Annotated in this window: 16 protein-coding genes; 7 read left to right on the top strand and 9 right to left on the bottom strand. The window is 69.3% G+C overall.

What is annotated here, in order from left to right; genetic code table 11:
- Nucleotides 1-18 precede the first annotated feature (18 nt).
- The 9 genes from ELI80_RS13085 to ELI80_RS13045 form a co-directional block, all read right to left on the bottom strand.
- The gene (locus ELI80_RS13085; RefSeq protein WP_236641493.1) at nucleotides 19-1,875 is read right to left on the bottom strand and encodes a DNA primase family protein; all 1,857 of its coding nucleotides are present in this window, start codon (nucleotides 1,873-1,875) and stop codon (nucleotides 19-21) included.
- Nucleotides 1,872-2,528 carry a hypothetical protein gene (locus ELI80_RS13080; protein WP_136652400.1) on the bottom strand — a complete coding sequence of 219 codons (657 nt, stop codon included), beginning with the start codon at nucleotides 2,526-2,528 and terminating at the stop codon, nucleotides 1,872-1,874. Before ELI80_RS13080 ends, ELI80_RS13085 begins: the two co-directional genes overlap by 4 nt.
- Nucleotides 2,529-2,796: 268 nt before the next feature.
- Complete coding sequence (locus tag ELI80_RS13075) at nucleotides 2,797-3,321, bottom strand: metal-dependent phosphohydrolase (protein ID WP_136652399.1); 525 nt, start codon at nucleotides 3,319-3,321, stop codon at nucleotides 2,797-2,799.
- Entirely contained in the window at nucleotides 3,321-4,454 is a 1,134-nt protein-coding gene (locus tag ELI80_RS13070; protein ID WP_136652398.1) for a DUF7146 domain-containing protein, read from the bottom strand. The genes ELI80_RS13075 and ELI80_RS13070 overlap by 1 nt, the downstream gene beginning before the upstream one ends.
- On the bottom strand, nucleotides 4,454-5,509 hold the full coding sequence (locus tag ELI80_RS13065; protein WP_136652397.1) for a hypothetical protein: 1,056 nt from the start codon (nucleotides 5,507-5,509) through the stop codon (nucleotides 4,454-4,456). The genes ELI80_RS13070 and ELI80_RS13065 overlap by 1 nt, the downstream gene beginning before the upstream one ends.
- Nucleotides 5,506-5,817, bottom strand: a complete 312-nt coding sequence (locus ELI80_RS13060; RefSeq protein ID WP_136652396.1) for a hypothetical protein — start codon at nucleotides 5,815-5,817, stop codon at nucleotides 5,506-5,508. The genes ELI80_RS13065 and ELI80_RS13060 overlap by 4 nt, the downstream gene beginning before the upstream one ends.
- Nucleotides 5,818-5,822: 5 nt before the next feature.
- Nucleotides 5,823-6,152: a hypothetical protein gene (locus ELI80_RS13055; protein ID WP_136652395.1), complete on the bottom strand. Its 330-nt coding sequence runs from the start codon at nucleotides 6,150-6,152 to the stop codon at nucleotides 5,823-5,825.
- A 425-nt stretch (nucleotides 6,153-6,577) separates the two neighbouring features.
- Nucleotides 6,578-6,763 carry a hypothetical protein gene (locus tag ELI80_RS13050; RefSeq protein WP_143803216.1) on the bottom strand — a complete coding sequence of 62 codons (186 nt, stop codon included), beginning with the start codon at nucleotides 6,761-6,763 and terminating at the stop codon, nucleotides 6,578-6,580.
- A 136-nt stretch (nucleotides 6,764-6,899) separates the two neighbouring features.
- Nucleotides 6,900-7,184, bottom strand: coding sequence for a hypothetical protein (locus tag ELI80_RS13045; RefSeq protein WP_136652393.1), 285 nt, complete (start codon nucleotides 7,182-7,184; stop codon nucleotides 6,900-6,902).
- 26 nt (nucleotides 7,185-7,210) lie between these two features.
- Between ELI80_RS13045 and ELI80_RS16600 the strand changes: the two genes are divergently transcribed.
- The 7 genes from ELI80_RS16600 to ELI80_RS13000 all read left to right on the top strand — a co-directional run bounded on the left by ELI80_RS16600 (nucleotide 7,211) and on the right by ELI80_RS13000 (nucleotide 11,814).
- Nucleotides 7,211-7,546: a helix-turn-helix domain-containing protein gene (locus ELI80_RS16600; RefSeq protein ID WP_136652392.1), complete on the top strand. Its 336-nt coding sequence runs from the start codon at nucleotides 7,211-7,213 to the stop codon at nucleotides 7,544-7,546.
- A 228-nt stretch (nucleotides 7,547-7,774) separates the two neighbouring features.
- Nucleotides 7,775-8,023, top strand: a complete 249-nt coding sequence (locus ELI80_RS13035; protein ID WP_136652391.1) for a hypothetical protein — start codon at nucleotides 7,775-7,777, stop codon at nucleotides 8,021-8,023.
- Nucleotides 8,020-8,310 (top strand): hypothetical protein, encoded by a 291-nt coding sequence (locus ELI80_RS13030; protein ID WP_136652390.1) that lies wholly within the window; start codon nucleotides 8,020-8,022, stop codon nucleotides 8,308-8,310. The genes ELI80_RS13035 and ELI80_RS13030 overlap by 4 nt, the downstream gene beginning before the upstream one ends.
- Complete coding sequence (locus ELI80_RS13025) at nucleotides 8,307-8,510, top strand: hypothetical protein (protein ID WP_143803215.1); 204 nt, start codon at nucleotides 8,307-8,309, stop codon at nucleotides 8,508-8,510. The genes ELI80_RS13030 and ELI80_RS13025 overlap by 4 nt, the downstream gene beginning before the upstream one ends.
- Nucleotides 8,503-8,763 carry a hypothetical protein gene (locus ELI80_RS13020; RefSeq protein WP_136652388.1) on the top strand — a complete coding sequence of 87 codons (261 nt, stop codon included), beginning with the start codon at nucleotides 8,503-8,505 and terminating at the stop codon, nucleotides 8,761-8,763. The genes ELI80_RS13025 and ELI80_RS13020 overlap by 8 nt, the downstream gene beginning before the upstream one ends.
- A gap of 282 nt (nucleotides 8,764-9,045) precedes the next feature.
- On the top strand, nucleotides 9,046-10,140 hold the full coding sequence (locus ELI80_RS13005; protein ID WP_136652387.1) for a tyrosine-type recombinase/integrase: 1,095 nt from the start codon (nucleotides 9,046-9,048) through the stop codon (nucleotides 10,138-10,140).
- A gap of 153 nt (nucleotides 10,141-10,293) precedes the next feature.
- A complete protein-coding gene (locus ELI80_RS13000; protein WP_161596474.1) occupies nucleotides 10,294-11,814 on the top strand; it encodes a site-specific integrase in 1,521 nt (506 codons plus the stop codon).
- Nucleotides 11,815-12,311 lie beyond the last annotated feature (497 nt).

Here is a 12,311-nt window from a genome sequence, read left to right as displayed (position 1 = left end):
GGACGAGGGGTGCGGGGTTCATCGGTCGGCATCGGACGTCCTCCGGCCGCCGGCGAGGGGACGTCCTTGGTGGTCGCGCGGGGCGTCGCGGAAGCGCGGGCCGAAGACGTCGTTGAAGCGGATGCCGTCGTAGCGCATGACGCCGTTCGACTTGCGCTCGGTGTACTTCTGCCCGGTCGCCGGGCTGACCCAGCGCCGCATCTTGTCCTTCAGCTGCAGGCTGATGGTGCGGTCCTTCCACTGGCCCGCGCCGCGCTCGTCCATCCAGAAGTTGAAGGCCATGACCAGGTCGCGGGCGAGCTCGCCGTCGGCCGCGTCGCCGGTCACCACGCAGGCGTCGGTCAGGAAGTGCCCCAGCGGGTCGCTTTCCTCGCGATACTCGCTCGTCGCGTCCATCACGGCCGCAGGCTCGCGCAGGCCGCCGTCGAGATAGGCGACCAGACCCTGCACCATCCAGTTCAGGATACCCGACCGCTCCTCGAGCATCTTCTCGACCAGCTGCGGGTCGCGCTCTTCCTTCGGGATCTGGACGTCGAAGGGCACCAGCAGCACGCGCCGCCAGATGCCGTCGTCCTGCCCGCGGATGTCGGGCTTGTGGTTCCCGCTGATGGTCAGCTTGAACACCGGGCGGGTCTCGATGAAGTCGCTGTGGAGCGCCCGGATCAGGATCGGCTCGCCGCCGGTCAGCTCCTTGATGATGCCTTCCTGCAGCCGCTCGCCTTCCTCGGGCTCGGACGCGCGGACCATGCGCGCGCCCATCAGCGGCACGAGGTCGGGGGTGGCGTCGCCGCCGCCGCGCCGGTTGCGGCCGGTCAGGGATTCGATCTTGGCGGTGCTGGCATAGTCGCCCAGCATCCGGGCCATCGTCTCGACCAGGACCGACTTGCCGTTCGCGCCCATGCCGTGCAGGAACACGAGCTTCTGCTCGCCCGTCAGCGCCGTCATCGACAGCCCGAACCACCGCTGCAGGAACTCCCGCATCTCGAGGTCGGGCTGGACCCGGCGCAGGAACGCCTCGAACCGTGGCGCCCGCGCGTCCGGATCGTAGGCGACCGGCATCAGTTTCGTAATCAGGTCGGGTCGCGCGTGCGGTTCGACGTTGACGTAGTGCGACGGGCGCTCGCCGGGCAGCCCCATGTCGGGCGCGCGGGTGAAGCGCAGGACCCCGTTCTCGCAGGCGACCGCGAGCGGATCGGCGTCCAGCGCATCGAAGCCCACGGCCAGCCCCACCCCGCCCTCGCGCAGCGTCGCGTCGATCCGGCCGGTGTTGCCCGAGGTGCGGGCGAAGCCGCGGTGATCCTTGCGCTTGGCCGCCAGGAACTTCTCGATCCCGGCCAGCTGCCCCAGCTTGGGGCGCAGCTCGTCCATCTCGGCCCGCGCGGCGTCAGCCTCGGGCCCGTCGCCCTTGGCGCGCGTCTCGGCCGCGGAAAAGGCGTCCTGCAGCTCGCGCTTGCGGCCGAGGATCTGCATCTGCCAGTCGTCCAGCACGATGTGCGGGATCTCGCGCTCGATCAGCGAACCGAGCTTCTGCGCGAGCTTGCGGACCTCGATCTCGTCGGCGTCCTTGGACCAGCGGCGGCCGTCCCAGGTGAACCAGCCCACCCGCGGCACCCACATGGCGTCCTCGCCGAAATGGACGGCGAAGCGCTGGCCGTTGCCGAAGTCGTTCAGCGGCAGCGCGGCGCAGAGGGATGACGGGTCGACCGGGTCATCGCCCGATCCGGGGGGCGCGGGGGGCGCGCCGTCGTCGGGCGGGCCGGACCAGTCGCCGTCCGGAGGCTCGGCGCCTGGCGGCACCAGCCCGTCCGGCAGGTCCACCGCTTCTTCCTGCGCCATGATGGCGCGGACGGCGTCGATGTTGGAGTGCTCGGTCACGCGGCCACCTCGCAGGCGGCATGGCCGCCCCACTGCTCGGCACAGGCGTCCGCGACGCCCTCGAACGTGCGGGACCGGAAGCGCCATCGATCCGGCCCCGGCGGGGCGCGGTGCACGGCGGACCATGCCTTGTGATCGTCGGTGCCGGCCTTCGGTGGCGTCAGCCTGCAGGTCGGCGCCAGCGGCGGCAGCCCGCGCAGGTAGAAGCCGGTCGCCTTGAAGAAGGGCTCGCCGAACCACCACGGCTGCACGATCTGCGGTTTCGGCAGGTCAGCGGGCATCCGCTCGCGCGCGTGCCGGTGCATGACCGGGTTTTCGACGGCGACACGATCGACCGGCGCGCGCCAGCAGGCGGCGAACAGTTCGACGCCCTCGTCCAGCTCGGCCCACATTTCGGCATGAGTGCGGCCTGCGGGCGGTTCATGCAGCCATCGCACTCCGCTGTTGCAGAGCCGCGTGCATGGGGGATGAGCGACCAGCAGCAGGTCCCATCCGTCGCCCAGGTGATCGCGCACGTCGCCGCGGATGTGATGGTTGCTGCCGTCCTCGGACGGCAACAGGTCGCACGACCATGCGTCATGGCCCCGCGCGGCGAAGGCGCAATGCATCACGCCCGAGCTTTCGCAGCCGATCAGGACGCGCAGCGCGCTCATGCCTCGCCCGCCTCCCACGGCGCGCGCGCGAGCGACACCGGCCGGGCGGCGCGCTCGTTGCGATCGGTGAATCCGGCCGGTGCAGGGATGCGCGGGGCCGGGACGTGCCGCTGCGGCCGCTCGGGCGGTGCCTCGCCGCGCCGGCGGCAGCAGGGCGCGCAGCGGCAGACGCCGACGGCGTGGTTGTGCGCGCGGCACACGCCAGCGAGCGAGTCCGCGCTGATGGACCGCTCGCAGCCAGGATAGGCGCAGACCCGCTCCGCGCCGCTCACAGCGTCACTTCCTCGAACCGCTGCAGGAACATCATCCGGGCTTCGGCCGGTTCCCAGAACTCGAGCCGGACCAGCTTGGCCTGCGGGTTGTCGAAGGACGGCAGGTGATCGAGGTAGAACCGGCCCATCGCCTGGCGCTGCTCGACGCGCAGCATGTCCTGGTCGGCGACCTTCACCGACGCGGGCAGCGCCGGGTTAAGCCCGAACCGCGACAGCACCGCCGCCTCCACCCGCGCCTCGATCGCGGCATAGTCCGGCAGCAGCAGCTTCAGCGGCTTCGCCACGTCGCCGATGAACGCCTCGGCCGCGTCGTGCAGCAGGCCCGCCAACGCATCGCCGGGCGGCACGAGTCGGCTCACGTGGACGCTGTGCTCGGCGACCGAGTAGAACTCGCGGGTGTGGCCGGTGAAGCGGCAGATGTGCGACAGCGCGTGCGCGATCTCGTCGATGCCGATCACCGAGCGTTCGGGGGCGAGGAAGTCGAAATGGCGGCCGGCGGCCGTCACGATCGTCGGTAGCATCAGGTCCCTCTCAGAACGTCGTTCAGGTCGCGCCCCTCGCCCGCGTGGACGATGGCGCCCGTGAGGCCCGGCCGCAGGGCCATGGCGCGCCGCAGCCCGGCCTCGAGCTTCGCGCGGGTGAGCTTCGGATCGCTGTCGCCGTCCTGGACGAAGACCAGCTTGCGGATCTGCGCGGGCGGCACGAACGCCTCGTCGTCGGCGAGATCGGGCAGGCCAGCGTAGCGCAGCCCCTGCCCCAGCCGGCGCCGCCCGGCCATGTTGCCGAGATCGACCCCTGCCCAGAACGCGGCCGCGCCCGGCACCGCCTCGGCCACCAGCGCCGACAGCGTCGTCTCGATCCCCTCGCCCATCACCATCGTCGTGGCGCCGGCCGGGCTGCGCAGGCGGATCGCACCGCCCTTCTTCGACCCCAGCACCTTCTTCGCGGGCAGGTCGGCGTGCTCGCCCTCGGGGTCCACGATCCGCGCCTTGCCGGACGGCTGGTCGAGATCGATCCACGTCCGGTGCACCGCGCCCAGCCGGCCGGCGTCGTCCTGCACCGCCGCGATCATCGCGGGGCCGGTGTGGATCGTGCGCCAGCGCCCGGCCTCGCCCTTCACCGGCACGGTGAACGGCAGATCGGCGACGAAGCGCAGGCACTTCGGCATCGGCGCCAGCAGCGGGGCGGGGATGCCCCGGCGTGCGAGGTAGTCCTGCACCAGCGTGCCCTCGGCTGCGCCGGCCCGAGCCCACACGGTCCGCGCCTGCAAGATCGCCTGCTCGCGCGCCCGGCGCGCGGCTTCCTCGCGGCGACGCCGGTTCTCGGCCGCGCGGGCGTCGAGCGCGCGGCGCTCCTCGGGCGACAGCTCCTGCCGCGGCCCGACCAGCCATTCCAGCGCCTCGGGGAAGCTCTTGCCCAGCACCAGCTGTACCAGGCTGACCTGGTCGCCCTTCGCGTGCGGTCCGCATTCCTTGCGGCACTGGAACACGTTCGTCAGGACGTTCACGCCGAACCGGTCCGTCCCGCCGCAGACCGGGCAAGGTCCCACCAGCTCTGCGCCGAGGCGCCTGAGCCCCGCGATGCCCAGCCGATCGACGACCTGCTCCATCGGGATCCCGTGCGCCTCGGCCAGGCGGGTGTCGTCGCGCGTCATCAGGCAGACGCCCGCAGCGTGGCGGCGGACAGCAGGCTCTCGTGACCGGCGGGCGTGACGATCCCGCCCTTGCTTTCGACCTTGCACTTCAGGATCGCGCGCCAGCGGTCGCGCACCGCGGCGACGTCGCTGCCGAGGTCCTCGGCGATCGCCTCCATCGTCGCGCCGGCTTGCCGCTTGCGGATCAGGTCCAGGTCGTCTCCCGGGGTGAAGCTGTCATCCAGCCGGGCAAGGTGCTCGTAGATCGTCCGCGCCGCGGCAGGCAGCCGTGAAGCCGCGGGGGGCATGACCGCCGGTGCGGCAGAGGGCGTCGGCTCGGTCGTGGTCGCAGCTGCCCTGGTTTCCAGCTGCGGTGCAGGCTCGGGAACCGGAACCGGGCGCCCCGGCTTGCGCACGGCAATAGGGCCGAACTCGCCCGACTTCCTGAGCCGGGCAAGCCGGTTCTGGACGGCCCGTGCCGACCGCTGCAGCTCGGCCGCGATCTCCGCGTCGGGCGATCCGGCATCCCACATCTCGACCAGCCGCTTGTCGTCGGCCTTGCTCCAGATGGCGACCAGCGGCGAAGTCGGGCGAGCCGGGAGATCTTCCGCGACTGCTTCCGGCGACACCGCAGGGGCCGGATCCGCAGCGACATCGTCGGGCTCGGCGACAGGCGCAGGCTCAGCCGCGTCCGCGGAGGAAGGGCTGCCCTCGTCCGGATCGTGCGGCTCGATCGTGGCAGGAGCCGGATCGCCCGACGCGGCGATCGCGGCGATCGCGGCCGCAGCGGCGTCCGCCACCGCCGCCTCCACTCCGGCGTCTGCCGCAGTCTCCAGAACGACCGTCACCGTTTCGGTCGGCTCGTCAGGTTCGACCAGGCGGAACGCGTCGTCGCCTGCCCCGACCGCTTCCGGCTCGCGCGGCAGCGACATCGGTTCCGAAGGCTCGGCCGCCGCGCGGCCGTCCACCAGCGCCGCGGCCCACCACAGGATGCCGGTGAAGGTCGTGATCTCCATATCAGCGGGCACCACCCGCGCCAGGTCGTTGATCTCGAAGATGTCGAACTTCAGGCTCATGCCGCTTTCTCCTGAATGGCGTCCCATGCGGCGGCCAGCCGGCCGCGGTTCCAGTCCTGGACGCTGGCGCGAATGTCGTGGCGGACCGAATCCACCAGATCGGGCCTCTCGGTGACGCGGTCGGCCATCGCGACGAGCCACGCCAGCTTCGGCTCGGCGCGCTGCACCTTAGGCAGCACGTCGTGCAGCATCGACAGGATCATCCGCTGCTCGCCCTCGGCGCCGGCCGGATCGAACGGCGACAGCGACAGCCCGCCAAGGACCGTCATCGCGTGGATCAGGACGTGATCGTGGATCGTCAGCTTCATCGCGCTCACCCGTCCAGATCGGGACGATCGGACTGCGAGGGCCAGCTCGCCCGCTCGACCGCGCGCAGCAGCTGCTCGCCCGCCGCCTTCAGCTGGTCGACCTGGTGCCTGGCCGACAGCTCGCGCCAGCGGCGGGACATGTCCCTGACCTGGACCGCCAGCGGATCGGTGTCGGCATGCGTCTGCAGCACCGTGTTCACGGCCCAGGTCATCGACCGGTCGTCCGCCTCGCCCAGCTTGCAGCGCAGCGCGTGTCCCAGCGCGATCATCCGCGCGCCTGTCCGGCGGCGACAGTCGAGGTCGGATTGCGGGATCTGGCGGGCGTCATCGCTCATGGGCAAAACCTCTTGCTGTCCGGGGGTGCCGCGGGGCGGGCGATCGGGGAGGGATCGAGCCTGCCCCGCGGCGGGGCCTGCGCCGCGTTGGGCTCGGCGCAGGATGCGAATAAAGATGCGCGGCGGGCCGAGCAGTGCCCGCCGCGCCAGTCAGCCGGATCGACAGGCGGTCGATGACGGCGAAAGCTGCCCCGCCGCCACAAGGCGGCTCTCGGCCGGGCCAACCGCAGGTTCCACGGTCCCGGTGCCCTGAACCGCCTCGGTGGCGGCCGGAACCGTGGCGGGGTTTCGGCCAGGTACTGCGCCCCAACCCTCCTTCCGCCCCGAGGCGACCTGACCCGGCGCCTTCTGGCGCCCGGGATCGCTGAAATGGATGATCCGCGCCGACATGCCGGACCTGATCACGGTGCGGGACGCGCCGGTCATCACCCCTCCCCCATGATCCGGGCGTAGTCAGGCAGGGTCTGCACGGCGAGGTCGACCACGTCGCCGTAGGGGCGGTTGAACCCGTCCATCCAGTTCCGCGCCGCCTGCACGGTGACGTTCGCCCACAGCGCGCAGGCCTCGGGCGAGGCGAAGCTCACCAGCATCAGCCGCGACCAGCGCTGCATGAACGCGTCGCGCCGCAGCGCGGGATCGCCGGCCGCGCCGTGCGCGCGGCGCGCCGAACTGGCGCTGCGGCCGCGCCCGCCCGCGGGCGGGAAAACGTTGGAACGGGACTTTTGCGGCCGCGCCGGGCAAGCCCGGTCACGCGCGTTTGAGGAAGGCTGGGTCATGAGGGTTCTCGGTGTTGGTGGAGGAAGGGGCAGGGTCGGCCTGCTTGTTCGCGTCCTCGACTTCCTTGAAATTGAAGGCGCCCAGCGGGCAGTCCACGCGCGCCGCAGCACAGGCTTGGGAAATCGCCAGGTACCACGCCGCTGCAAACCGCCCTGTGGACCGGGCATGGCGGATCAGCCGATCCGTCATGCCCAAGCGCTCCAACTCGCCAGCTGGCAGGTTATCGATGATCTGAGCAGCAGGTTTGATCGTCATGTCGCCTACGTGCCAAGTTACTTGGCATGCGTCAAGACAAACGATCAGCTTTGCGCCAAAAAACTTGTCGGGCGATGGTCGCGCTTATGAGTGAGCATGACCCAGACCTGCCGTTCGGTGACATCGCTGAGCGAATCCGCTGGCACCGAAAGCTAGAACAACTCGACCAGTTGCAGTACGCGACGCGCGCCGGACTGACCCGGACTCAGCTGTCCAACTGGGAGACCGGCAAGTCTCGGATCTCCATCGACGGCGCGCGGGCGCTCCGCCGCACGTACGGGTTGTCACTCGATTTCATATACGAGGGCATAGCGGATGCATTGCCGATGACCTTAAGGGTGGCCTGGCGCGACAGGCCCTGAGTCAGCGCCTCTAGAAAGTCGATCGTGAATCCGGAGGCGGCGGCGCCTGCCCGCAGCATCTCCAACCTCTTTGTCATGTTCTCACCTTGTTCTCATCCGCAGGTTGAGGCGGTCCGAGGATTCGCGTCAAGCAAAGTTTCCAGCAGCCAAGTTTTTTGGCATTCATTAGTTGACATGCCAAGTTTCTTGGCTGATCTTCACCTCCATCGAACCCCGATGGAGGTCCAGATGGACACCGACGCCGACCACCCCGACGGCCAGTTCGCCGTCACGATCCCCGACCCCGAGAAACTTGCCGCGGCGCTGGACGACGCGGTCGCAAACGAGCCGCAAACGGTTGCCGACGCGCGCGCCCTGATCGCCGATCCTGTCATTGCCCAGGCTGCTGGCGAGTTGGACCGCATCTTCGCCTGGCAGCTCGCCCTTACCGACCTGCAGGCGCGCCGCGCCCCTTCCGACGGGAGGGCCTTCGCATGAACGCCGCCTGCAACCACTACCGCTACGTCCTCGCGAACCCTCATTTCGGGTGGCCCGAGGATGTGGTGGCCGAAGCGGAAGAGGCGCGCGCCGCCGAGCTCGCCGCGCTGCGCCCCGACGCGCCCCCGATCGATGCCCCCCCGATCGACGCCCCCCGCGCACCGGATCACGCACCGCAGGTGCCGCTCGCCCCGATCGAGGATGTCACGGGCCCCATGAGCCTTGCCGTGGCCGTCGCCGTCAGCGCGCTGCTGTGCGTCGCCGGGCTCGCCTGGTGGCTGGCATGATCCGCCCGGCCGCGCCCGCCCGCGTCGACGCCGGCATGTTCATTCCCGACCTCGCGCAGGTCTCGGCCCTGGCGACCAGCCACCTGCACCTGCTCGACCGGGTCGAACGGATCGCCGCCGAACTGGAGCTGGGCGCCACCCGCCCGGCCGACGCCGCCCAGGTGCTGCGCCTCGTCGCCGCGCAGGCCCGCCATGCCTGACACCGTGCAGCTGCTCGACATGTCGGTGGTGACCTACGAGGCGCGCCTGTCCGACATCGACCTGAAGGCCCGGCTCGAACGCGAATTGCTCGGCGGCCTCGGCCTGCTGGACGACGCCGGCAAGCCGAAGCCCGGCGTCACCGCCACGGTCCTGCGCTACGGCGAGCGCACCCGGGGCGGCTACGACGTCCGCGTCACCCGCGACATGTCCAAGTCCACCGACAAGGCGCTGCCCGCGCCGGGAGAGAGGTAATGACCGAGGTGCGGCGGATCGAGCTGTTCAGCCGCCAGCAGCGGCCCGGATGGACGAGCTGGGGCGATCAGACCGACAGATTCGAGGAGGCGTCGTGACCAGCATCCTGACGACCTCGAGGACCCCCGAGGAATGGGCAGCAGAGCTCGCAGCGCGCGGCATGGAAGTCAGCGCCCGGACGATCCGCGAAAGGGCCAACCGCCTCGGGGCTTGCCACAAGCTGGGCCGCGCCATGATCATCACGCCGGACCAGTTCGAACTAATCCTGACGGAAAAAGCCTCATGCCGCTCGAACCCTATCAGCGCGGATCGACCTGGTGGGTCCGTGGCCGCGTCGAATACAAGGGACAACCCGTCACCGGCTACTACCGCCGCAGCACTGGATCACCTACGGAAGCGGGCGCATGGAGCTGGTGCAGCGCCGAAGAAGAACGGCAGATCCGGCGTCATCTCGTTGGAGACGAGGCGGCACTGACCTTCGCCGATGCGGTCGTTCTCTACAACGCTAAGCCGGCCGACGCGCGATACCTGCTGCTGATCGTCCCCGAAATCGGCCAGACCGCCTGCGCGGCGATCACGCCGCAATCGATCCGAGACCTCGCCCGCCGGCTCTACCCGGAAGCCAGCACCGACACCTGGCAGCGCCAGGTGCTGACGCCCGTCAAGGCCGTGATCAACAACGCCCATGACCTCGGCAGATGCCCTCCGATCCGGATCCGCGGCTTCTCGACGGCCGAGCGCGTCCAGCAGGACGCCGCGCGCGGCAAGCAGAGCCGGGTCCCGAAGACGCCCGGATCGTGGGAATGGATCGACGCCTTCAGCGCCTGCGCCTCCCCGTATCTGGCTGCGCTGGTCGAATTCATGTTCGAGACCGGCGCCCGCGTGGGTCAGGCAGTGCGGCTGCGGCCCTGCGACCTGGACCTGCAGCGGGCCCGGGTAAAGCTGCCGGCGAGCAAGGGGCACCCCGCCCAGTGGATCAGCATCAGCATGGAGATGGTCGCGAAGCTGGCGAACCTGCCGCCTCGCAAGCCGGTCGACCGCCGACGTGGCACCGTGCACCCGCCGCGGGTGTTCGGCTACGCCGGCCACAACGGCCCACTGAAGGCTTGGAAGGCGGCGTGCAAGAAGGCGGGCATCCCGTACCTGCCGCCGCACAGCGCCGGCCGTCACGGCTTCTACACCGAGCTGCGCGTGCGGCAGGGCATCGATCCCGTCACGGCCGCGAAGGCCGGGCGCTGGTCCGACCCTGCACTGCCCGACCGCATCTACGCACACAACGAGACCCCGGACAGCGAAGTTCGGGCCATGATCCGTACAACCCGCGTACAAGCGGCAGACGGGAAACCAGTTAAACAATTGAAAGCAATAGGTGATTAGCGAAGTGACGAAACCCTTGGTAAGGGTGAGGTCGAGAGTTCAATCCTCTCTCACAGCACCATTTTTTCTTGTGCAAGATCAAGATGGTGCAGCGAAACAAGGGTCTGAGCGGGCTTGCCTTACACACAAAGGCTATCCACAGTGGTCCTTACGATGCCCCGTCCCGCCCGCCGCCGCCCCGGTTCCCCCTTCTACTTCCGCGCCCGGGTTCCTGCCGATGTGCAGCACCTTGTCGGGAAGTCGGAGGTCTCCTTTTCTCTCCGTACGTCTGACGAAGCGGAGGCCCAGAAGCTCCACGCTCAACACCTCGCGCGGCACTACGCGCAGTGGGAGGCGCTGCGGAACGGGCCGCAGCCTCTTACCGGGAAGCAGGTCGCGGGGCTCTGCGGGGAGTGGTACTCGGGGTTCGTCGGGGACCTGTCGGAGGAGCCGGGCGAGCTTTCGGTGTGGGACGCGGTGCGCGAAATGCTGGACCGGACCCGCAGCGATGATCGCGCCGACCTTGAACGCCACTACGGGTCGATAGCGGACGATCTGCTTTCCAGGCACGGGCTTGCGCCTGACGACTACTCACGCGGGCGTCTGCTTTCGGGTCTCCGCAGAACCATGGAACAAGCCGCGGAGACGCTCTCCAGGAGGGCAACCGGGGACTATGGGCCGGATACCCATGCGGGGAGCTTCCCTGCCCTCCAGCCCCCGGAAATCGGCCTCCTAGGCCCTAAGGAGCCGACGAAGCAAGGACAGGAGCGCGGGGGCGCTTCGCTGTGGGACCTGTTCAACGGTTGGGAGAAGGAGCATCGGCGCAACGGGAAGGCAGAGCGGACCATCACCGACTTCCGGGGCAAGGTGCGGAAGCTGGTCGAGTTCGTGGAGCATGACGACGCAGCGGCCCTGACCGCCGCAGACATAGTCCGCTGGAAAGACCACCTGCTAGACACGGGGATCGGAGCCCGCACAGTCTCGGACAAGTACCTGGTGGCGGTCCGGGGGCTGTTCAACCACGCCAAGGCGAACGCGATGGGCCTTGCGGACCCCACGGAGAATGTCTCGGTCTCCTACAGCGCCCCGCAGGCAACCCGTGAGCGGGGCTTCACCGAAGCCGAAGCCAAGACGATCCTTGCGGCGGCACGGGCAGAGAAGGGCCTGACCGCCCGCCATGCCGAACATACCCGAAGGGCGATACGCTGGGTACCTTGGATATGCGCTTTCACCGGGGCGCGGGTCACGGAGATAACCCAGCTTCGCAAGGGCGACGTGGAGACGGTCTCGGGGGTTCCCTGCATCCGCATTACCCCTGACGCGGGGTCGGTGAAGACCCGGCGCTATCGTCGGGTGCCCCTGCATCCCCAGCTTGTCCGGGAAGGGTTCCTTGAGTTCGTGGAAGGGTGCAGCGAAGGTCCGCTGTTCAGGTCCCCGACGGTTGACGCGGAGAACGTGAGCAAGCGCGTCGGGGCGTGGGTGCGTGAGGTCGTGGGCATCAGCGATGATCGGTTGCAACCCAACCACGGCTGGCGGCATCGCTTCAAGACCCTCTGCCGGAACCATGGGGTGCCTGGGGAGTGGGCAGACCATCTCCAAGGGCATGCGAACACAAGCGCAGCGGCGGGCTATGGGGAGTACACGGTGCCGGCGATGCTGCGGGAGGTCAAGAAGCTTCCAGACTGTCAGGTGTGATGTTCGGGAGGGAGGGGCCTTCGGCCCGTCAGTCCGGGGTCATCCCCGTTCCCCGAGGGGCCATGTCGGGCACCTTGAACAGCACCTGTTACCATGGCCCCCAAGTAACCCTAAGGTTAGTTGTTCGGGGGAGGTCGGGTCTCTAGTATGGTCAATCCCAAATCGGCATGATCCGGCAAGAAATCTCCATCACACTTGAGCCCCCGACGTACCCCGCATGGAGGACGTCGAGCCGAGGTCGATGCGGAAGGGGTTGGACCCCCGCCGCTCGTCCCGCTTGGAGGTGCCGATCGCCAGCGGCTTCGGGGGCTCGGCGGGAAGTTCCCGCTTCTCCGGGAGGAGCTTCGGCTTAGGGGTCTTGGGGAAGACGTCGCACATGGTCAGATAATCTCCTCTTGGCGTTCCAGCATCCCGCGCAGGCGTTCGGCCAGACGACGGGCTCCTACTTTCATCCGTAAGCGTCCGGCCTGACTGCCCTGCCGGGTTCAGGGAGTGAT

This window comes from Paracoccus aeridis, from assembly GCF_004923205.2.
Lineage (GTDB): Bacteria > Pseudomonadota > Alphaproteobacteria > Rhodobacterales > Rhodobacteraceae > Paracoccus > Paracoccus aeridis.
This window is presented reverse-complemented; position numbering and strand designations above follow the sequence as displayed.